The sequence below is a fragment of the Picosynechococcus sp. PCC 7002 genome, from assembly GCF_963860125.1.
GTDB lineage: Bacteria > Cyanobacteriota > Cyanobacteriia > Cyanobacteriales > MRBY01 > MRBY01.
Genome location: NZ_CAWLFA010000007.1, coordinates 88,725 through 108,501, shown reverse-complemented (window position 1 = coordinate 108,501; position 19,777 = coordinate 88,725). Strand labels below are relative to the sequence as shown.

General features: G+C 48.6%; 21 protein-coding genes. 15 read left to right on the top strand and 6 right to left on the bottom strand.

Annotated elements, in window-relative coordinates:
* Positions 1–42: 42 nt before the first annotated feature.
* The 14 genes from AACQ84_RS15985 to AACQ84_RS15920 all read left to right on the top strand — a co-directional run bounded on the left by AACQ84_RS15985 (position 43) and on the right by AACQ84_RS15920 (position 12,338).
* Positions 43–1,089 carry an ABC transporter substrate-binding protein gene (locus AACQ84_RS15985; protein ID WP_012305574.1) on the top strand — a complete coding sequence of 349 codons (1,047 nt, stop codon included), beginning with the start codon at positions 43–45 and terminating at the stop codon, positions 1,087–1,089.
* A 178-nt stretch (positions 1,090–1,267) separates the two neighbouring features.
* Positions 1,268–2,248 (top strand): AraC family transcriptional regulator, encoded by a 981-nt coding sequence (locus AACQ84_RS15980; RefSeq protein ID WP_012305573.1) that lies wholly within the window; start codon positions 1,268–1,270, stop codon positions 2,246–2,248.
* A 156-nt stretch (positions 2,249–2,404) separates the two neighbouring features.
* Positions 2,405–3,172, top strand: a complete 768-nt coding sequence (locus AACQ84_RS15975) for an AMIN domain-containing protein (RefSeq protein WP_143589388.1) — start codon at positions 2,405–2,407, stop codon at positions 3,170–3,172.
* Entirely contained in the window at positions 3,169–3,921 is a 753-nt protein-coding gene (locus tag AACQ84_RS15970) for a hypothetical protein (protein ID WP_012305571.1), read from the top strand. The genes AACQ84_RS15975 and AACQ84_RS15970 overlap by 4 nt, the downstream gene beginning before the upstream one ends.
* Complete coding sequence (locus AACQ84_RS15965) at positions 3,881–4,927, top strand: TonB-dependent receptor (RefSeq protein ID WP_049761807.1); 1,047 nt, start codon at positions 3,881–3,883, stop codon at positions 4,925–4,927. The genes AACQ84_RS15970 and AACQ84_RS15965 overlap by 41 nt, the downstream gene beginning before the upstream one ends.
* A 156-nt stretch (positions 4,928–5,083) precedes the next feature.
* On the top strand, positions 5,084–5,425 hold the full coding sequence (locus AACQ84_RS15960; protein WP_049761806.1) for an ABC transporter substrate-binding protein: 342 nt from the start codon (positions 5,084–5,086) through the stop codon (positions 5,423–5,425).
* The gene (locus AACQ84_RS15955) at positions 5,388–5,939 is read left to right on the top strand and encodes an ABC transporter substrate-binding protein (RefSeq protein ID WP_143589390.1); all 552 of its coding nucleotides are present in this window, start codon (positions 5,388–5,390) and stop codon (positions 5,937–5,939) included. The genes AACQ84_RS15960 and AACQ84_RS15955 overlap by 38 nt, the downstream gene beginning before the upstream one ends.
* 399 nt (positions 5,940–6,338) lie before the next feature.
* Entirely contained in the window at positions 6,339–7,874 is a 1,536-nt protein-coding gene (locus AACQ84_RS15950) for an energy transducer TonB (RefSeq protein ID WP_143589391.1), read from the top strand.
* Positions 7,875–7,939: 65 nt separating this feature from the next.
* Positions 7,940–8,707: an MORN repeat-containing protein gene (locus AACQ84_RS15945; protein WP_012305566.1), complete on the top strand. Its 768-nt coding sequence runs from the start codon at positions 7,940–7,942 to the stop codon at positions 8,705–8,707.
* A gap of 118 nt (positions 8,708–8,825) precedes the next feature.
* Positions 8,826–9,800, top strand: a complete 975-nt coding sequence (locus AACQ84_RS15940) for a FecCD family ABC transporter permease (protein ID WP_012305565.1) — start codon at positions 8,826–8,828, stop codon at positions 9,798–9,800.
* On the top strand, positions 9,797–10,834 hold the full coding sequence (locus AACQ84_RS15935) for a FecCD family ABC transporter permease (RefSeq protein WP_041444133.1): 1,038 nt from the start codon (positions 9,797–9,799) through the stop codon (positions 10,832–10,834). Before AACQ84_RS15940 ends, AACQ84_RS15935 begins: the two co-directional genes overlap by 4 nt.
* A gap of 3 nt (positions 10,835–10,837) precedes the next feature.
* Entirely contained in the window at positions 10,838–11,653 is an 816-nt protein-coding gene (locus AACQ84_RS15930; protein ID WP_012305563.1) for an ABC transporter ATP-binding protein, read from the top strand.
* A gap of 104 nt (positions 11,654–11,757) precedes the next feature.
* Positions 11,758–12,000, top strand: a complete 243-nt coding sequence (locus AACQ84_RS15925) for an AbrB/MazE/SpoVT family DNA-binding domain-containing protein (RefSeq protein WP_030008115.1) — start codon at positions 11,758–11,760, stop codon at positions 11,998–12,000.
* 11 nt (positions 12,001–12,011) lie between these two features.
* Positions 12,012–12,338, top strand: coding sequence for a type II toxin-antitoxin system PemK/MazF family toxin (locus AACQ84_RS15920; RefSeq protein WP_012305562.1), 327 nt, complete (start codon positions 12,012–12,014; stop codon positions 12,336–12,338).
* A 62-nt stretch (positions 12,339–12,400) separates the two neighbouring features.
* Here AACQ84_RS15920 and AACQ84_RS15915 read toward each other — a convergent pair whose 3' ends face one another.
* The 6 genes from AACQ84_RS15915 to AACQ84_RS15890 all read right to left on the bottom strand — a co-directional run bounded on the left by AACQ84_RS15915 (position 12,401) and on the right by AACQ84_RS15890 (position 18,989).
* Positions 12,401–12,940, bottom strand: a complete 540-nt coding sequence (locus tag AACQ84_RS15915) for a hypothetical protein (protein ID WP_012305561.1) — start codon at positions 12,938–12,940, stop codon at positions 12,401–12,403.
* A gap of 64 nt (positions 12,941–13,004) precedes the next feature.
* Entirely contained in the window at positions 13,005–13,898 is an 894-nt protein-coding gene (locus AACQ84_RS15910; RefSeq protein WP_012305560.1) for an ABC transporter substrate-binding protein, read from the bottom strand.
* 58 nt (positions 13,899–13,956) lie between these two features.
* Positions 13,957–14,334, bottom strand: coding sequence for a VOC family protein (locus AACQ84_RS15905; protein WP_012305559.1), 378 nt, complete (start codon positions 14,332–14,334; stop codon positions 13,957–13,959).
* Between the two features lie 113 nt (positions 14,335–14,447).
* A complete protein-coding gene (locus AACQ84_RS15900) occupies positions 14,448–17,096 on the bottom strand; it encodes a TonB-dependent hemoglobin/transferrin/lactoferrin family receptor (RefSeq protein ID WP_041444130.1) in 2,649 nt (882 codons plus the stop codon).
* Between the two features lie 103 nt (positions 17,097–17,199).
* A complete protein-coding gene (locus tag AACQ84_RS15895; RefSeq protein WP_012305557.1) occupies positions 17,200–18,033 on the bottom strand; it encodes an ABC transporter ATP-binding protein in 834 nt (277 codons plus the stop codon).
* Positions 18,030–18,989, bottom strand: coding sequence for a FecCD family ABC transporter permease (locus AACQ84_RS15890; protein WP_234991373.1), 960 nt, complete (start codon positions 18,987–18,989; stop codon positions 18,030–18,032). Before AACQ84_RS15890 ends, AACQ84_RS15895 begins: the two co-directional genes overlap by 4 nt.
* A gap of 577 nt (positions 18,990–19,566) precedes the next feature.
* On the opposite strand from AACQ84_RS15890, the gene AACQ84_RS15885 reads away from it, so the two are divergent.
* The gene (locus tag AACQ84_RS15885; RefSeq protein WP_012305555.1) at positions 19,567–19,764 is read left to right on the top strand and encodes a YgaP family membrane protein; all 198 of its coding nucleotides are present in this window, start codon (positions 19,567–19,569) and stop codon (positions 19,762–19,764) included.
* Positions 19,765–19,777: the final 13 nt, after the last annotated feature.

Here is a 19,777-nt window from a genome sequence, read left to right as displayed (position 1 = left end):
TTTGGTAGATTTTATTCGCGCTGGGGGCGCAACAATCGATTTATGCTGCGATTTTTTCAATTACCCTATTGGCTGCTGAGTGTGTGCGGCTTCTTAATTGTGATTTTGCTGGGGGCTTGTGCTGGCGAAATGCCGGAGACTCCCGTTGCTACCGATTGTCGGGAAGTACCCCATCTGATGGGCTCCACAACGGTCTGTGGTACACCGCAAAAAGTAGTGGTACTGGGGGACCATTCGCTCGATTTGTTGCTTTCCCTGGGACGTCAACCAGCGGGACTTGGGAGTGTCAATGCCTTTGCTCACCTAGAAACCTTTGATAACCCTGAGGCCCAGATCCCCTACCTTGGCCAATTTGTAACGACTCAGCCCGTTAATGTTGGTGATTCTAGTCAACCCTCCCTAGAAGTCTTGACCCGGTTAAAACCGGATCTCATCGTTGGCGAAGGGGGGCGTAATCAGGACAACTATAAACTGCTTTCCCAAATTGCGCCGACGTTGCTCTGGGATATTCGCACCAAGGAAGGACAGTGGCAAAAAAATATCCAAGCCTTGGCCTTAGCCCTTGGCAGTCCAGAAAAAGAGACAGCGGCGATCGCCCGTTATGATGACCTCGTTGCCGAAGCCCGTAGTGATCTAAGTGTCGCCATCGAAGCCGCACCCAAAGCCCTGCTCCTGGGTGCTAGTCGTCTTAACAGTGGTGAAATTATTGCGATTACTCCAAAAAGCTACCTTGGTGAATTGATGGAAAGTTTGGGCTTTCAAGTGATTGCGCCGCCTACGACCCTGAACTATGCACCTCTTTCCCTGGAAGTGTTACCGACAATGGATGAAGCAGACCGTATTTTTGTTTTGGGCTATGATGTGGGCAATAACCAAGATATCTCAACAGCCAATACCGATGAATTATTGGCGGCACAGACGGCAGGCATTGAGAAAGATTGGGCAGAGAATGCGATCGCCCAAGCCCTACCTGCCAGCCAAGCAGATCAAGTTTATTTCGCAACTTACTGGATGTGGAATGGTCTCAATGGACCCCTCGGCACAGAACTGATCCTAGAAGAGTTACGTCAATTTTTGTTGGCTCAGTAGTTGTTTTGATTATTGGTCTTTTTCTTCCGGCGATCGCTACTTGCCAATAGACCAGATCGTTAATTAGAAACTTAGGGACCATGATTTACGCAATTTATTGCAAGTATATAGCAATAAATATTCATCTCCTGTATAATCTTGGGCAAGAGTTACTATTTACGCGAGCTATTGCTGATTAATGGCTATTGTTATTTCACTAGATCAATATTGGGAATTAATGCAAGAAGCAGCAGTCCTGCAGCATTCAATTAATAGTAACTTTGAAAAAAGCTGGCAATATAGTTTTCAATTGGGTCATGGCATCGAGAAAGAAATTTGGATTAATCCCCACATTTCCCTCTCAATTACGAACTACCGTTCCAAAAATGCTCTGGTACTCAAATTGCCAGAACGAAAGCATTGTTTAGAATTTTGTTTTTATCTGCAAGGTAGTTGTCAAATTTCATCATTAGGCGAAATCAAGGCAGGAGAAAGTTTTGTCTTTAGCGGTGGAATTGCTCCCCAAGACTGCCTGCAACATCCAGAACGGGAGAAACGATTAATCATTAGCATTCATATGGGCGTGGATTATTTTAATCGATTAATCTCTCCTTTTTTGTCAACCAAAAATTCAATTGCATACCGACTAAGCTCACCCACAGAAGATTGGGTTTACCGAAAATCTTTGCCTATTAATCCAATCATTCAACTGGTGCTTCAGCAAATTCTTAACTGTCAATATCAAGGCGTAACAAAACAACTCTATTTAGAAGGGAAAATTTTAGAATTAATTTCGCTGCAAATTGATCAACTTGATCAAACCCATAGAAAATCTTCTCCCAAGTTACCCAATAAGGACATTGACTGTATTTATGAAGCGAGTGAAATTCTCCTGCAACGATTATCGACGCCCCCTTCCCTGACAGAGCTCGCAAAATTAGTCGGCATCAATGACCGCAAACTGAAGCAAGGCTTTCGCGAAGTCTTTGGCACTACAGTATTTGGATATTTGCGCGATCGCCGTCTTGAGCAAGCACAAGAATTACTTTTGAGCGGACAAATGCAAGTTAAAGACGCCGCAAAGACCGTGGGTTATGCCAGTCCTACTTCCTTTAATACCGCTTTCCGCAAAAAATTTGGAATTGCACCAAGCTTATACTGCACCCAAAAACAAATTTAGTCCGCCTCAAAGAGGTTAAGGGTCCGTTTCAAAGAGGTCAACCCCTCCAAAATTACCTTTTCACCCTGTAGGCTTATTGAATCTCTTTAGCAACAGTTGCTTGGGGATATTTCCCAAGATCACGATTGGGCAATTTAGTTTTGTGTGAGGACAGACATGAAAAGAACTTTACTGAGCCATATGCTTGTGGCTGGAATCGCTCCAGTCGTTGCCACTGCACCTGTTTTTGCCCAGGTGAACACCGTCATTGATATTCGAGTTTTGACAACGGATTTCGGACTAGAAGTTATTTTAGATACTTCAGATAATGTCCCCTTAGAAGCTGCCATTGTAAAAGAAGGCAATAGTATTATTGCGACTATTCCCAATGCTCAATTATCGAGAAGTACATTTCGTGAAGTTGATCCTATTCTGGGAATAACGGAAATAACAGCTCTCAATCTCGATCCCAACACCCTTCAAGTAACGATTACCGGAGACACAAACGCGCCTCAAGCCGAGATTGTCCAAAGTCCCCAAGGGTTAAGCCTCAATGTGGTGACTGCCATGGCAGAAACTGAAGACTTAGAGGTCATTGAGTTAGTGGTCACTGCCACCCGGACAGAGGAAGACCCCCTTGATATTCCCCGCTCAATTACGGTTATTAATCGCCAACAGATCGAAGCACAAAGTGCTGTGAGTAACAACACTGCTGATATTATCTCTCGCTTCGTGCCTGGCCTGGGCGCTCCTAACCTATCAAATCGTGCCAACGCACAAACCCTACGAGGCCGGGATTTTTCTGTTTTAATTGACGGCATTCCCCAACGCTCCAATCGTAGCCCGAATATTCAATTGGAGTATATTGACCCCGATCAGATCGAACGCATTGAGGTGGTCAGTGGCCCCACAGCCATTTATGGTGCAGAAGCCCTAGGGGGGTGATTAATATCATTACCCGTCGGCCCCAAGAAGAACAGTTTCTTTCTACAGCTGAAGTTGGATTTAATAATCTTGCCTTTGGCGAAGAAGAAAGTGTTGGTACAGATTTACGCTATGGCATTTCCGGCAAGGAAGGCAATGTTGACTATCGGCTCTCCCTAAGTCGGACAACAACGGGAGATTTTTACGATGCAGAAGGAGATTTAATTCCGACGGATAACCGTACTCTGGATAACACAGAGAGTCTTGGTCTTTTGGCGAAGTTGGGGATAGATATTGATGAAGCGCAACGGTTGGAATTTAACTTTACCTATAATTCCGATGATCGCGACATTGAAATTCTCCCTGTTCCCAACAGTGACCCCAATGGCAAAACCCTCGCAACCCGCCGCACTATTGGTTTTTCAGGTGCTACGGATCCTGAAATTCGGAGTTTAAGCACCTATCTCACCTACACCCACGACAATCTTTTTTTAGATAGCCAAGTTGATGTTCAGGCCTATTATCGTAATAGCTTCCAGAGTGGCATTCCCAGTGACGCAAGAAATGATTTCTTCTTTGATGCCATTGTTTTAACTCGGGCCGAGGAAGAGGCATTTGGTGGACAACTGCAAATTGATACTCCTCTAGCAGAGAATGCCAATTTATTGTGGGGAGCTGATTTTGAATTTCAGAAAAACGGCGCTAGCGTTACGGAAGAAGCAGATCCTGTTGCATTTGATCAAGACGGCATTTTTCGCACGATTAATTAATGAATATGACAACCTCGCTCCGGCCTACGATCTTGATAACTTAGGTCTGTTTGGACAGTTGCAATGGGATGTCACCGATAAATTTTTGTTGAGTGGTGGGATACGCTATGACCGTTTTGGGTTCAGCGTTGATGACTATGTAACCTTCTATGATGATGATTTTAATCGCTTTTTTGATCCGGGCTTTGATGAGGCTGAAGCGACTATCGAGGGAGGAGAGCGCACCTTTGATTCAACGGTTTTCAATGTTGGGACTGTATATCAAATGACGCCTGAGTTGAGTGCCTTTGCCAACTTTTCCCAAGGTTTTTCTGTGCCTCGCTTTTTAAGTTTTTTGGGCTTTCCGCCTACGCCTTCTACTTTTACTATTGATGGCTCTATCGATGATCTACAACCCCAGAAAGTTAATCAGTATGAACTGGGCTTTCGTGGTCGTTGGGATACGGTGCAGTTTTCTCTCGCTGGTTTTTACAATACTTCGGATTTGGGTGCCAGATTAGTGGAAAACGACCGAGGTATTCTCACGCTACAACGGGCTCCAGAGAGAATCTACGGAGTAGAAGCGAGTGTAGACTGGCAACCGAGCGATCGCTGGCAACTTGGGGCCGTCGTTGGTTGGAACGAGGGGGAATCTGACCCCAATGACGATGGTGATTTCCAAGCTCTCAATAGTTTCAGCATTCAACCACTCAAACTAACCGCCTATGTGCAACATGAAACTTTGCCAGGCTGGAATAATCGTCTGCAACTGTTATATGTCGGTGATCGCGATCGCGCCTCTGAAACCCTTGATGATCGTGGTAGACCGGTCGATCCTAAGGCAATTGAAGGTTATGTTGTCGTGGACTATATCAGCAGTGTGAGTCTCGGCGGCGGCACCCTACAAATCGGTGTCCAAAATCTATTTGATCATCAATATTCTTCTGTCTACTCACAGGCTCTAAGAGCATCTAACTTAGCTGAATCCGGGAGAACTCTCACGGCAAGTTATCGCCTGAGTTGGTAATGGGTAGAACAAAGAAAATGTTCTAATTTTGGTGGATAAGGCTGCATGTTCAAACCAAGGCGATTCATTATTTTCACACTTTTAACCTTCTGGTTCATTACTAGTTGCACTGGCGATCGCTCAGTTGAGACCAATCTGCGCCCAGACTGTCATCTGATGCAACACGCCCTGGGAGAAACCTGCGTTCCCCTAGAGCCTCAGCGGATTGTAACCTTAGGAGGAACAACCCTAGAATCTGCCTTGGCCATGGACATCCAGCCCCTAGCTGCCCAAACGGATGTCCTACTACACCTAGAAACACAGCTAGCAGACATCGAAATTCTCGGTTGGCCCCTCAACTTAGAAAAGATTGTCGCCCTGAAGCCTGATCTGATTATCGGGTTGGCCGATGGCCAAGAACAAACGACCTATGACTTACTGAGCCAAATTGCCCCCACGGTTCTCGCCAACAATCAAAATAGTGGCCATTGGCAAGAAATTGTTCGGTTTATTGGGTGAGGTCTTCCAGGAACCCGAAATGGCGAACCGGGTCATCACAGATTATCAAGGGCAGATTACCAATCTAAAACAACAACTAGGTAAGCAACGTTCAGAAATAGAAGTATCAGTAATCCGTCTCTATCCAGACAAAATTAGCGTTTATCTCAAAGATTCGTTTATTGGCCAAATTTTGGCAGATATTGGTTTGGGGCGACCTGCAGCCCAAAATTTAGATCAAAACCAAGCCTTAGCCATCGTAGGAAACCCAATTCAGATGTCTCTTAGTCAAGAACGCTTACAAGATGCCGATGGGGATATTATTTTTGTCGTAGTTTATGATTACCAGCCTCGCATTGAAAAAGAGTCCCAAGCGCAGCTCAAAAAATTAGCAGATACTCCACTCTGGTCTCGTTTAGGAGCAGTCAAACAAGATCAAGTCTATCTGGTAGGCGGTCATTGGCTTGTTAGTGGCCCCCTTGCTGCCCAGGCAGTCATTGATGACTTATTATCTTTGGAATTTCTTGAAAACTAACTCGTACCAAACCTTGACCCACGGAAGGAGACTTAAGCAGTATCAGAAATTATGCTTTTGCTCTCTAGAATGTTTCTCTTTGAGAAAGGGAGGCATTATTTTGTCTGGTAATGTCTTGCAGTTGTAGCAGGTTAGGAAACTTTTTGGAAAGTCTCCAGGTATGGAATCACTTAAAGTTATCCAAAAATCTAGTACGTAAGACATAATTTGTAAGAATTGCCGTATTTTTGCCAGAAATTTACCAATAAACCCATTAACAATTGATTTTCGCTTTATTTTTCTAAAGCATCCTTGAATAACTTTATTTTGTTGAAGAATTTTTATTGAAATAAATTCTTATTACTGATAAGCTGTAGATTGCTTTACAGTAACTTTGCAACTGATGGTAAGGAAAGCCCCATGAGTATGTCTGACCTTTGTCAGCAAGAGCGGCAAAATGAACAAGAAGTCCTGAAAAAATGGTTGGCCTGCGGGTTGACAGGCTCTGTTGTCCTCCACGCAGGGGCTTTGTTAGGGTTGCGCTGGTTACCCCCGGTAGAAACGGTCTCTACGGAACAACCGCCCTTAGAATTTATCGTCACTGAAACGCCGCCTGTTGAAGAGCCGGAAGTCACGGAAGAAACACCTCCAGAACCCCTGGACACTCTGCCAACATCTGCGGCAACTCCGAGTGTGCCTGCTCCAAGTGCAGTGACCAATAGCCCTGTGCCAATCCCCCAGCCAACGGTAACGGCTGCGGCTCCTACAGTTCGCCCCCAGGAAGCACCGCCAGAACCCCAAGTTCAGGAAACGACCTCTGAGCCAGAACCCCAGGAATCTGCGTCCGAACCGGAATCTCAGGTGTCCGAGAATGCCCCTGCTCCCCTATCGCCTGAAAATTCAAACCCATTGCGGGGTCAACTACAGGCCGCCGCATCAGGAGCCGAGCGCAATGCCACCACAAAGCCTGGGAGCACGGCAACCGGAGCGAACCGTTCTAAGCCAACAAGTCCTGGTGTTTCCTCCGCCCCCCTTAGTGCAGCCAATAATGCAGGTCTCCGTGGCAGCCTGCAGAACGAAAATCGCCAAGGTAATCCCAACACAAACAGTAGCGGTAGGCCCGGCAATCAAACAGCAGCTCAACGGTCTGCTCCAACTCGCCCAAGCAATAATCCTCCTGCGGCCCCTGTCGCATCTGGAGCCGGTTGTTCTGCCCCCAGCCAACCGCAGTTTCCTGCTTCCCTTGCCTCTAGGGGAATTGAGGCAAGACCTGTGGTTGAGGTGATTACAAGTACAAATGGCAGTGTGGCCCAAGCAAGAATCCTGCGCTCTAGTAATTACTCAGCCCTTGATCAGGCGGCCCTCTCCGCTGCCCGGGGCATTCGTTGTCCCAGTGGTGAACAGCGGCGGGTACGTTTAGCGATTAACTTTGCGCAACCGGGCACTGACTTTGAACGGGAGGCTAAACAGCGCCAAACGGAAGCAGAGGAGCAACGCCAAGCTGAACTGGAACGGCAGCGACAAGCCGAGGCCGAACGTCAACGCCAGGCGGAATTAGCGCGCCAACAACAAGAACAACAGGAAAATCAAGCCCAAGAACAGCAAGCCGCTCAAGAACAACAGGCCGAAGCTGAACAACAACGTCAAGAACAGAATCAAGCAGCCCAAGAACAACAACGCCAGGCGGAAGCCGAGCAACAAAGACAGGCCGAGGCCGAACGACAGCAACAAGCAGAAGCGGAAAGGCAGAGACAGGCGGAAGCTGAGCGCCAACGTCAGGCAGAATTGGAGCGTCAAAGACAAGCTGAACAGGAAAGACAACGCCAGGCTGAGCTTGAGCGTCAGAGACAGGCGGAAGCTGAACGTCAACGCCAAGTCGAACTAGAACGGCAGCGTCAACAGCAACAACAGCAACAACAGCAACAGGCGGTACCCACATCGGAAACGGGTGGTTAGGTCTGATTGGTTCGTATGTTTTGAGTCATTACTTTATTTGAATATTTGAAGATTGCAATTAGATTATGGTCATTTACAAGACATTTTTTTCTTTGGGTTTAGCAGCTTTAGGCACTCTCTTTACAGGGGCGATCGCCAGTGCAGTGACTATCTCTTTACCGAATGGGGGCCAATGCGAGGGGGAACTGGTGGAAGGTCAACTTCAGGGCCAGGTCACTTGTGAATATGGCAACGGCGATCGCTACGAAGGCGAATTTGAAGCAGGACAACCCCACGGCCAAGGCACTTTTACCACTACCGATGGCGGCAGCTATACTGGCGAATTTGTTGCCGGGGTACCCAGCGGTGAGGGGACTTTCACCTACCAAAATGGCGATCGCTGTACGGGTACAGTTGTAGAGGGAAATCTCACGGGGCCTGGTTCCTGTGAATATAGCAATGGCGATCGCTATGAAGGCGAGCTAAAAAACGATCTCCCAGATGGGGAAGGAACATTTACCTTTAGTGATGGCAGCCAGTACACCGGAGCAGTGGCCCTCGGCGCAATTACCGGCCAAGGGGTTTATACCCTCGCCAATGGCAATGAATATGCTGGCGAATTTGTGGGTGGTAACTTTGTGGGCCAAGGCACTTTTACTTACCAAAATGGCGATCGCTGCGAAGGGGAGTTTGCCGATAATCTGCTCAACGGCCAAGGGGTCTGTGAATATGCCGATGGCGATCGCTACGAAGGCAATTTTCAAAATGATCTTTACCAAGGGGCCGGTGTTTACATCTTCAGCGATGGCACGCGCATTGAAGGCACCTGGGATGAAGGGGAATTAGTTGAATAATATTCCTATTTCTGATTTTTTCTAAGTCTTGTCCTATGCCGTTTCGGTTGATTTTTCAAGTGTTGTGACCCAAACCAATTTTTTTTCCGCTTTATTTTTACCCCGGTCGATACGTCTCATGGGAGGTTTATTGATCAGCTTTGCCTTACTTCTGGTGAGTTTTTTGGCTAGTCTGAATTTTGGGGCGGCTGATATTTCTGTGGCAGAAATTTATGGGTCAATTTTTCAATTTGATGGGTCTACGGAACAGCTTGTAATTCGGACAGTTCGTTTACCGCGATCGCTCATTGCCTTGGTGGTCGGTTCAGCTTTGGCCGTTGCAGGGAGTCTGATGCAGGGGATTACCGGAAATCCTTTAGCTTCGCCGGCGATTTTGGGGGTAAATGCGGGGGCGGCCTTTGCGGTGGTGTTAGCGACATTAATTGGTGGCGGCAATTCTCTGAATCTTTATGCGGGTTTTGCTTTATTAGGTGCGGGTTTAACGGCGGTTTTAGTCTATGGCTTTGCGTCCCTGGGTCGGGGTGGGGCTTCGCCGCTCAATTTGACCTTGGTGGGAGCCTCTTTTACCGCTTTTCTCGCGTCCATGACCAGCGGCATTTTAATCGTCAGTCAACAAACTTTGGATCAAATTCGCTTTTGGTTGGCTGGTTCGGTGGCGGGTCGTGATCTTGATTTACTCCTCCAAGTTTTGCCCTATTTAATTATTGGTTTATTGCTTTCTTTGAGCCTTGGTAAACAAATTACCCTGCTCAGTTTGGGGCAGGATATGGCCCAGGGATTGGGACAAAATACCCTCATTATTAAGATCTTGGCGGCGGTTTGTGTGCTGCTGTTGGCTGGGGGGAGTGTGGCGATCGCCGGGCCGATTGGCTTTGTGGGACTGATTGTGCCGCACATGACCCGATTTTTGGTGGGGACGGAATACCGCTGGATCTTGCCCTACGCAGCGGCAATGGGCGGAATTTTGCTGCTGTGGGCGGATATTCTGGCGCGGTTGCTCATTCAGCCCCAGGAGTTACCCGTTGGTTTGGTGATGCCTCTCATTGGTGCGCCATTCTTTATTTATCTGATTCGCGCCAAGGTGAAACGATGAGCAAAACCCCCCTAACTTTTCGGCCTAATTTCTTACCCTTTTCGTTGCAGTTAGACCGACGGGTGCCCTTGGCGATCGCCTTTTTATTCATAAGTACCCTCGCGGCGATGATCATCAGCTTGGGCGTGGGGGAATTTTTTATTCCGCCCCTTGAAATTCTCCAAACATTACTGGGTTTTAACGGCGATAGTGATGCCAGCTTTGTCTTGTTGACCCTGCGTTTGCCCCGAATTTTAGTGGCCTGGCTGGTGGGAGTGGGCTTGGCGATCGCCGGGACAATTATCCAGAGCTTAACCCGCAATCCCTTAGCGGAACCGGGCATTATCGGCATCAATAGCGGTGCAGCCTTGGCAGCGGTGAGTTTAATTGTGATCTTTCCGGGCGTGTCTGTGGCGGTATTACCCCTCGCGGCCTTTGGTGGTGCCCTGGCGGTGACGGTGTTGATTTATCTGATCGCTTGGCAGGGAGGCAGTTCACCCTTGCGACTCATTTTGGTGGGCATTGGTTTCAATTTGATTGCGGCGGCCCTGACCAATTTACTCGTCACCTTCGGCAACATCAATCAAGTTTCCCAGGCGTTGGTGTGGCTGGCGGGCAGTGTCTATGGGCGCAGTTGGGAGCAGGCGATCGCCCTCGTGCCGTGGATCGTGATTGGCAGTAGTGTGGCTTGGCTCATGAGTAAAGAATTAAACGGCTTTCATCTCGGTGATGACCTCGCCCAAGGTTTAGGGGTTTCCATCGAGGTGCGACGGGGATTATTAATCTTGGTCAGTACGGCCTTGGCTGGGGCATCGGTGGCAACGGCGGGGGCCATTGGGTTTGTCGGTTTAGTTGCGCCCCACATTGCGCGCCAGTGGGTCGGCAATGTTCACCAAGGATTATTGCCGACTGCGGCTTTGATGGGCGGCTGCTTGGTGGTGGTGGCGGACTTGATTGGTCGCGTTTTATTTGCGCCCTTGGAATTGCCCTGTGGCATTATTACCGCGATCCTTGGTGCCCCCTATTTTCTCTATTTATTGATCAAACAACGTTAAACCATGAGTCAACTGAGCGCGAAGCAACTCACCTTAAATTACGGCAAGAAGACAATTGTCGAGCAGTTTAATCTGGCGATTCCTGCTGAAAAAATTACGATTTTAGTAGGGGCGAATGGCTCAGGAAAATCAACGCTGTTGCGGGGTTTAGCGCGACTGCTCCCCCCGAAGCAGGGCAATATTTACCTCGATGGTAAGGCAATTCAAAAGTATTCCAATCAGGCGATCGCCAAACGGCTGGGCATTCTCCCCCAAAATCCCACGGCCCCAGAAGGGTTAACGGTGCGGGATCTCGTTGCCCAGGGCCGCTATCCTCACCAGACTTGGTGGCAGCAGTGGTCAAAGGAAGATGAATATTACGTCGAAAAAGCGTTGCAAATTACGGGGATGCAAGAATTTGCGGAGCGGGATCTGGATACTCTGTCGGGTGGTCAACGGCAGCGAGCTTGGATTGCGATCGCCTTGGCGCAAAACACTGACATTTTATTACTGGATGAACCGACCACGTTTTTGGATTTGGCGCACCAAATTGAAGTTTTAGATCTGCTGTTTCACCTCAACCGCACGGAGGGTAAAACCATTGTGATGGTGCTCCATGAGTTGAATTTAGCCTGTCGCTATGCGGATCACCTCGTCACGATTAAAAACGGCAAACTCTATAGCCAAGGCCACCCCAGCGAGGTGATGACTCAAACCATGGTGGCGGATGTGTTTCGGTTGCAGGCGGAAATTATCCCCGACCCGATCACCCACACGCCGATGTGTATTCCCATTTCCCAAGGCGATCGCCAACTCGTCAAAGATCATCAGAAATATTAGGCGATCGCCTCCATAGAAAACAGGTCAGCTTTAGCACTAACGACTTTGATAATGATCGTGTTGTATACTCAATGTATAAACACTGTATTTGGAGATTCCCCCACATGATCACCCAAAAAATCACGAAATGGGGCAACTCTTTTGGTATTCGCTTGCCTCAATCCATGCTCCAGCAATGCGGTTGGCAGGAAGGGGAACAAGTGACGATATCAATGGAAAACAACCAAATTATTTTGAGCCTTGCTCGACCAAAATATAGCCTTGCGGAATTACTCAAGGATGCAAAACCTGAAGCACAGCATTCTGAAGTGGATTGGGGGGAAGCCCAAGGAGAAGAGTCTTGGTAAAAATTAACGGCATGGTTCCTAAGCGGGGGGATATTATTTTTCTCGAACTGAATCCCCGCACAGGTAGTGAACAATCAGGTTATCGTCCGGCGATCGTGATTTCTCCTGAGGAATATAACCGTATTTCTAATCTGACCCTAATCTGTCCAATCACGAATAAAGAAAAAGGCTGGGTGTTTGAGGTGAAACTTCCGCCTAATCTCAAAACCCAAGGCGTCATCCTGGTCGATCAAATCCGGGCGGTGGACTGTCGAGCCAGGAAAGCAAAAATTGTGGAACAACTTCCCCTTGACACTCTTAATGAAGTACTCGCGAGGTTAGAGCCTCTTTTGATTTAGGTCTTGCCTGTTCTACAAAAGTCTTTGATTAAAATTGACCTGACCTCGCTAACTGTAATCCCCTAAATGAGTTGCAGCGATCGCCGAATTGCTTCACATTGCTCTGGGTCATACTGCCAACGTTGTAAAAAATCTTGGTAATCCCCTGAGCCAGCTTCAAGGGTTTGCAGCAGGCGCAATCGTTCATTTGTAAAAACAACTAAACCGCGCTGTTCCAGTTGTTTGAGTAGATTTAGAGAACGTGTCTTTACCCGTTCCGAACCCTGCTGCTGGTTGTAATCACCATTGCGTCGGTGGGCGATCGCCATGGCGGTAGACATCGCCACATTTTTGATCAAAATCTCGTGAATGTGTTCCGCCACCTGGGTAAATCCGTCCAGAAAAATCGCTGGCGGTTGATCCGCAAGGGGGCTATTGCCCGTTAAATAACTCACAAAAAAGCCCCGCACCCCATCCCGGTGACTCAACAACGCCTGCATCTGCGCCAGAATTTTCGCATCCGTTAATTTTTGGGATTCAACCTGTTCGAGCCAGGTTTGGGTAAAGGCGATCGCCTCCGGGAAAGAAAGGGCGTTGAGATCTGTGACGTTTAAAGCAGTCATGGGATAAATTTGTCCAAAATCGTGGAATTTTTACAAGACGAACAAGGCCGAGTGGGGGCAGTGTCTAGGTGATGCTTTGGAGCTTTTCGCAGGTGCTTTGAATTGCCTCAAGGCCCCCCGGATTTACCAAGCCATAATAATCAAAAGTATAAATGCGATCATTTTTCACGGCGGCTAAGTCCTGCCAAAAAGGAGCCGATTTGAGCTGATTGATCGAATCGTCCCCCACATCCACCATGATTAACATTTCAGGGTTAGCGGCCAAGACTTTTTCAGGGGAAAGGGTGACGTAACCCTGTTGGGGACTATCGCCCTGGAGATCGGCGACGAGATTATTTAACTGGAACCGTTGCAAAAGATCCCCGGCCCAACTCTCCTTATTAGGAGCAAGCATCGGCTGATTACTGACTAAAACCAGAGTCGGATCGTCTGGAGAAGCACCTTGGGGCACGCATTGAGCGTAGCTTTGGAGTAGGGGCGTTGGGTCGGTTTGGGTTTTTTCGGCGAGGGTCTGGGTTAATGCTTCAAGCGATCGCCAATCGGGGACAGCAGTGGCGAGGGTTTGAATGCCCAATTCCTCCAATCTTGCCAATACTTGATCATGGAACCCCGTTGCACCAACGACTAAATCTGGTTTGAGGGCAACAATTTTTTCGAGACTGGGGGGCGTTTGCCCTTCGCTGACCGTGGGCAGTCCCGCAAAGGTGGGGTTGTTTGCCAATAAACGGCTTCCCGGAATTCCCACTAATTTTTCTGCATCGAGACGGGCAATAATATCCGCTGACAGGGAAGTGAGGGCGACAATTTTGGTGATCGTTTCCGGTTCGGTGGTTGCTGCATTGCTAATCTCTGGGGCAGTTGGGGCGATATCCGCAACATTCGATGAACTTTGGCTGCAACCGACCATTAACAGCAACAAGGACAGGCTTAGGCAACGTTTAAAATAGGGCATTTGCATCGTAATTTAATTAGGAGAACTAAAAAAACATGGGGTGTGAGGCGGCGAAAGAAAGGAGTTATTTTGAAACGGTAGAGATAGCAACTGGTTGCAGGAGACTAATTAACTGCCCCTGGGGACTCCGCACTGCGGCCACTTTGCCAAAGGAGGGTTCCCGTACACGACCTTCGAGGCTGCCACCGAGGGCTTCGAGTTGGGCGATCGCCCCGTACACATCCTCTACACAAAAACTGAGAATGGGAGTGTCGCCTGTGTTTGGCGGTTCCGCCACACTGTGAAAAGCGATGGTGGTGCCATTGGCTTCTACTTCCCCCCAGGTGGGACTTTGGGCCTTGATCGGTAGCCCTAACCCCCGATGGAAAAAGTCAATAGCAGCGGCCACATCTTCAACCATCAACATGACGTGGCGAAATTGAGCAGTAATCATTTCAGACATGGATTGTCTCCAATAGGTAAACAACAAAATTGAGTAAAAACAACGAAACAAAGAGCGAACGATACAGCAAAAACATAGCGATTGATCCCTGGAAAATTAGGGTAAAACCAAGCTTAGAATTGCCACGTCAACCCAGCCCGCAGACTAATTCCCGGTTGGGCATAGCGGGCAATATCAACGGGTTCTGGCGAATTCAAGAGGGGCCGGACGTCGGAATAGAGGAAATATTGGTTGTTAAATAGATTAAAAATCCCCGCATTCAACTTGAGATTGGGATTGATGTTGTAATAGCCCAACAGATCCACCACCGCATACCCCTCTGGACTGTAGGAACCCGCCGGGCGATCGCCCCGGAGTCGAGGCTCACCGACCAAAGTGGCAATGAGATCTGTACCCCAACGATCTTCCTTTGCTCGATAACGTAGTCCCAATACCGCTTTGAGGGGTTCTACGCTTTCAAGGGGTTCATCATCTTCTAGGTCATCCCCCACCGTGAGGCCCAAACTACCGATCAGACTAAACCCATGGGGTTGCTCGCTAAAGCGATATTCCCCGGCCAGTTCGACACCGTAGGTGCGGGCAGCACCGACATTTTGGGATTGGAACAAATTCACCAAATTGCCGTTGATGAGTGTTGTACCTGCATTGGCAAAGGTTTCAATAAAATTTTCGTAATAGCTATAGAAACCCGTTACACTAAAATTCCCCCGGGGAAAATCACCACGAATTCCTAATTCAAAAGTGTCGCTGGTTTCCGGTTTGAGATTCGGATTTGATAGGGTTTTATAGCGGAAGAAAGGACTGGTTAAATTTGTAAAGCCCGCATTGATTTCACTGTACAAAGGTGATCGGAAGCCCCGGGCGTAACGACCAACTAGGGCAATTTCTGGGGAAGTTTGCCAAACAAACCCTAGGTTAGGGGAAAGGGCAGAATCACTAAAGTCAGCAGCTTCGGCATCGGGACTGTTGCGTTGGTAAAGCTCGTCAATAGTAGTATCGAGGCGATAGGTGTCATAGCGCAGACCAGGCAAGAGAGTAAAGGTATCCGAAAGGGCCATTTCATTTTGCAGATAGACGCCAAAGCGAGTCGTTTCCGAATCGGGGAAATCTTTTACCGGGAAATTATCGCTACCTACTTGGTTGGTCGTGGAGGTGACATTGCCAGTGCTATCAAAGCGAGTTTCTAGGCCGTCTCTAGTGCGCTCGTTATTTGTTTTGGATAAATCGAAGCCATAGGTCAAACGGTTATCAATCTTGCCCCAACGGAAATTACTTTGGAGCTGTACTTCACCGCCAAACAGTTCATCGGTAAAGGTATTGCTAAGATTACGGAAACGTCGTTCTGTCCCGGCAAAATTTAAAAAGTCCTGGGTGCGCAATTCATCAACACCAGCATTTTGGTAGTAAACCTGTAACTTAGCATTATCAATAAAACCCTCTCCGTCGGGGTTGTCATAGAGGTAAGCGAGACTGTAGCGTTCCCGGTAGGAATCGGCTTCTAGGGTTTCGTTTTGACCTTGAAACCCCCGGGGGCCTTGGAGCAGGGCCGCAGTAATCGGGGCGACTTGGAATTCATTGGTGCTGCGGAAAATTTCTGTAGTGAAGCCCAGGGTAGAATTTTCACTGAGCTTGAAATTTAACTTCCCAAGGAAATTATCGCGATCGCCATAGCGGTCATCGACAAATTCATTTCCTTCGGGGAGGCGGGCCTCAAATCCACTGCGTCCGGTATAGCCAATTAATGCTTCGAGGGAATCGGCTCGGAAGGCGGTCACTGCGCCATAATTGAGGCTTTTGTCGGTGGTTTCAAAGCCGGTGGAGATGCGCGTAAAGTTATTTTTATCGGTTAAAGCGAGGAGATCGCTGGGATCAATGGTTTGGAAACTAACTACCCCACCGAGGGCATCGCTGCCATAGAGAGCAGAGGCCGGGCCGCGAATGATTTCGACCCGTTGCAAGCTATCGAGATCCACATAATCTCGTCCCAGGGCCGGAGTGCCAAAGGTAAATTGAGTTGGGATGCGAATACCGTCATTGAGAATCAGCACCCGATTGCCGCCTAGACCGCGAATGTTGACATCTTGCAGGCCATAGCGTCGGTCATTTCCCACAGAAACGTTGGGTTCGTAGCGCACCAGATCCCGCAAATCTTGCACGAGATTATCGTCAATTTCTTCGGCATCAATAACACTGATCGAGCCGGGGGTACGACTCACCAGGCGCGGCGATCGCGTGCCCAATACCGTAATTTCGAGTTCTTCGACGGGCATCGCATCTAGATCCAGGGGCATTTCCGTCAAATCTGCCATATCGTCCTTGGTCGCAATGGTAGCCATGGTTTCGAGGGAGACAGCGGTTGTGGGTAATTCCCCTTGACCCTGGACAATAATTTCTAGGCGATCGCCTCCCTGTTGTTCGACTGTAATGGCGGCAATATCGGCGGTTGGTGCGGTAAATTGCCAAGTTTGACCATCAGGTAAAGTGAGGATGGCGGGTTCGATAGTTGCGACCAGATCTGTCCCCCGCTGAATAAAGGGCTGACCAGGCAAGGTTAAGGGCTGCCCCGCCGCCGTTTCGAGAATGATATTGACACGATTGGGTCGGGTGTCGAGGCGAATTCCAGTGATGGTAGCTGGTTGGGCTTGGGCCAACTGGTTCGTTTCCGGATTTGTTTGGGCGATCGCCTTGTCCGGGGACATCCAAAACATCAACGGCACCAAGCCACACAACGCCAAGCTATAACGCAGAGAAGAAGGTTCCATGAATAAATAAATTAATGAGTATAAATAGATGCAATTAGAACAAATAGAGCACGATCTGATGTAGAGAAAGACCAAACTAGAGAGAGAGTAGTGGTGTCTGTAATTAAACCGAGGCTGGCCCCAAAACGCAGACTTGTAACCCTACGGGGGTCGGCATTGTCACCGCTTCTACCCCAAAGCCAAACCGCAGATTTTCTGGGGTGATCACTGCAGCGGGTGTCCCTAGGGCAAAGAGTTTGCCGTCCTTAATCATGGCCAGGCGATCGCTGTAACGGGTCGCCAAATTGAGCTCATGGAGAACGGTGACAATGGTCAAATTTTGCTGGCGGTTTAACTGCTTAAGCAGATCCAACAATTCCAGTTGATAGTGAATATCCAGAAACGTTGTGGGCTCATCCAAGATGAGAATCTTTGGCTTTTGGGCGAGGGCTAGAGCCAAAAAAGCCCGTTGACGTTCCCCGCCAGACAGTTGCGCCACAGGGCGATCCGCAAAAGGTAACAGTTGAGTTTGGGCCAAGGCTTGATGAATTTGGGCCTGATCCGCCTCGCTATATTCCCACTGCCACCAGCGCTGGTGGGGTGCTCTCCCTAAACCGACTAATTGCCGCACCGTTAAGCCCATCGGAATCCGGGATTGTTGGGGTAAAACCGCCAGACTCCGGGCAATTTCCTGGGGCGATCGCCGCTGAATTGCTTTGCCATCCAAGCGCACTACCCCCCGTTGGGGTTTGAGAATGCGACTGAGAAGTCGGAGTAGGGTAGATTTTCCCGACCCATTGCCCCCCACAATAGTCAGCCATTCCCCTGGATGAACCGTTAAGTTGACATCCTGAACAACCGACCTTTTGGTATAGCCCCCAAACAGATGCTCCCCTTCAAGCAAAGATGACCATGAAGATTCTGGCGGTTGTACCTGTAATGCCTGTGATAATGTCATGCCTGAGCCTCCCGACCCCGCCGATAAAGCAACGCAATAAATAAGGGTGATCCCAATAGGGCTGTGACGGCTCCCACGGGTAATTCCACCGCCCCAGAGCGAGACAGCAGATCCGCCAAGGTTAAGACCCATGCCCCAGCCAAGGCAGAGAGGGGCAAAATCCAGCGGTAGTCAGCCCCGACTAAGAGCCGTACCCCATGGGGCACCACCAAACCCACAAAACCAATAAGGCCAGAAATACTCACTGCACTGGCCGCCAATAAGCTGGCAATGCCGCCAATCAGTAACCGCGATCGCACCAGGGAAACCCCCAGACCCACCGCCGCATCATCACCGAGGTTCAGCAAATTTAAAGACCGTCCCAATAGACAGCCGACAATCAAAGCCACGCTCAGATAGGGCGCAACTAGGCTCAAATCCTGCCAACCACGACCATTGAGGCTACCGATTAGCCAATTGAGGGCCGCCTGGATGCGACTATCATCCGCCAAAAGAATGAGGGTGGTTTGCACAGCCCCAAATAGAGAACTTACCGCCACCCCCGCCAGTACCAGACGTTCTACCGACAGACCGCCGCCCACATAGCCGAGGCCATAGACCACCGCCGCGGTGACCAAAGCCCCCAGCCAAGCCCCCAGGGGAATCCAAATCGCCAGGACATTGAGGGTAATAAAGGCGATCGCCACTAAACCAGCCCCCGCCGAAATACCGAGGATAAACGGATCGGCGAGACTATTGCGGAGTAACCCTTGGAGAAGCGCACCGGATAACCCCAAAGCAGCCCCCACTACCAAGGCCACCACAATACGAGGTAAGCGCAAGTCCCAAATAATCGTTTGAAACATCGGGTCTCCCTGATGTCGCAACGCTTGCCAAACTTGATCTGGCCCCATGGAGATGGCCCCCTGACATAGGGCAACAATACTCGTAATTACCACTAAGACAGCAAGTAGCACAGATGTCCACGCAATCCGCTGTTGAGAATAATCCTGAATTAAAAACTGAAAACACCTAAGCATCGATCTAAATAGTTGAAATTTAATAGCAAAAATTAAAGTCCACTGATAAACAGCCCAGAAATATTGACTGGGCCTAGGACGTTTTAAAACCTTAGAAAAATAACCGTCGATGACTTAACTGAAATAAAAACCCCATGGCCCATTAACCGCGATTGACTAATGTCATGGGGTTGATGACATCTCCCTGAAGTTGCAATTAATTGGCATTAACTTAGAGACTTTAGTGGATCATTCTTGTCCTGTCAAGCAAACTACTAGAAATCTTTTTCAATTAAAGCTGGATCGACATCGCTAGCTACCCAAGTCAGGTCAGAACAAGATTTAAGGCGTTTTGCGCTGAATTCTGCTTGGGCAAGTGGACAAACCAAAGCAAGCCAAAGATGTTGACTACATAACTAATTAGCTTTATATTGATAAATAAGTCAGATGTCAGCCAAAAACAATCTCAATAGGTTCGCAAGAGATTTGGCGACATCGGCTCTACTGCTCAACCTTTCGGTCGGAGATCAACAAAATGTTTAACAATGTTGGCACTGGCGATCGCCTCATTCGCCTTTTATTCGCAAGCGTCCTGGCTTACTTGGGCTTGTTTATCTACAGTGGCTCTGTCCTCGGTACCGCTTTGGTGGCCGTTGCCGCTGTTCTTACCTTAAGTGCAGTCCTGGGCTCCTGTATGCTCTACGGTTTACTCAAAATTAATACCCGTCAGTAACACCTATTTTGTT

Bases quoted from the DNA above. Each gene is read 5' to 3' on its own strand.
- AACQ84_RS15985 (WP_012305574.1), top strand. From the start codon at position 43: ATGCTGCGATTTTTTCAATTACCCTATTGGCTGCTGAGTGTGTGCGGC.
- AACQ84_RS15980 (WP_012305573.1), top strand. From the start codon at position 1,268: ATGGCTATTGTTATTTCACTAGATCAATATTGGGAATTAATGCAAGAA.
- AACQ84_RS15975 (WP_143589388.1), top strand. From the start codon at position 2,405: ATGAAAAGAACTTTACTGAGCCATATGCTTGTGGCTGGAATCGCTCCA.
- AACQ84_RS15960 (WP_049761806.1), top strand. From the start codon at position 5,084: ATGCAACACGCCCTGGGAGAAACCTGCGTTCCCCTAGAGCCTCAGCGG.
- AACQ84_RS15950 (WP_143589391.1), top strand. From the start codon at position 6,339: ATGAGTATGTCTGACCTTTGTCAGCAAGAGCGGCAAAATGAACAAGAA.
- AACQ84_RS15945 (WP_012305566.1), top strand. From the start codon at position 7,940: ATGGTCATTTACAAGACATTTTTTTCTTTGGGTTTAGCAGCTTTAGGC.
- AACQ84_RS15940 (WP_012305565.1), top strand. From the start codon at position 8,826: ATGGGAGGTTTATTGATCAGCTTTGCCTTACTTCTGGTGAGTTTTTTG.
- AACQ84_RS15935 (WP_041444133.1), top strand. From the start codon at position 9,797: ATGAGCAAAACCCCCCTAACTTTTCGGCCTAATTTCTTACCCTTTTCG.
- AACQ84_RS15930 (WP_012305563.1), top strand. From the start codon at position 10,838: ATGAGTCAACTGAGCGCGAAGCAACTCACCTTAAATTACGGCAAGAAG.
- AACQ84_RS15925 (WP_030008115.1), top strand. From the start codon at position 11,758: ATGATCACCCAAAAAATCACGAAATGGGGCAACTCTTTTGGTATTCGC.
- AACQ84_RS15920 (WP_012305562.1), top strand. From the start codon at position 12,012: ATGGTTCCTAAGCGGGGGGATATTATTTTTCTCGAACTGAATCCCCGC.
- AACQ84_RS15915 (WP_012305561.1), bottom strand. From the start codon at position 12,940: ATGACTGCTTTAAACGTCACAGATCTCAACGCCCTTTCTTTCCCGGAG.
- AACQ84_RS15910 (WP_012305560.1), bottom strand. From the start codon at position 13,898: ATGCAAATGCCCTATTTTAAACGTTGCCTAAGCCTGTCCTTGTTGCTG.
- AACQ84_RS15905 (WP_012305559.1), bottom strand. From the start codon at position 14,334: ATGTCTGAAATGATTACTGCTCAATTTCGCCACGTCATGTTGATGGTT.
- AACQ84_RS15900 (WP_041444130.1), bottom strand. From the start codon at position 17,096: ATGGAACCTTCTTCTCTGCGTTATAGCTTGGCGTTGTGTGGCTTGGTG.
- AACQ84_RS15895 (WP_012305557.1), bottom strand. From the start codon at position 18,033: ATGACATTATCACAGGCATTACAGGTACAACCGCCAGAATCTTCATGG.
- AACQ84_RS15885 (WP_012305555.1), top strand. From the start codon at position 19,567: ATGTTTAACAATGTTGGCACTGGCGATCGCCTCATTCGCCTTTTATTC.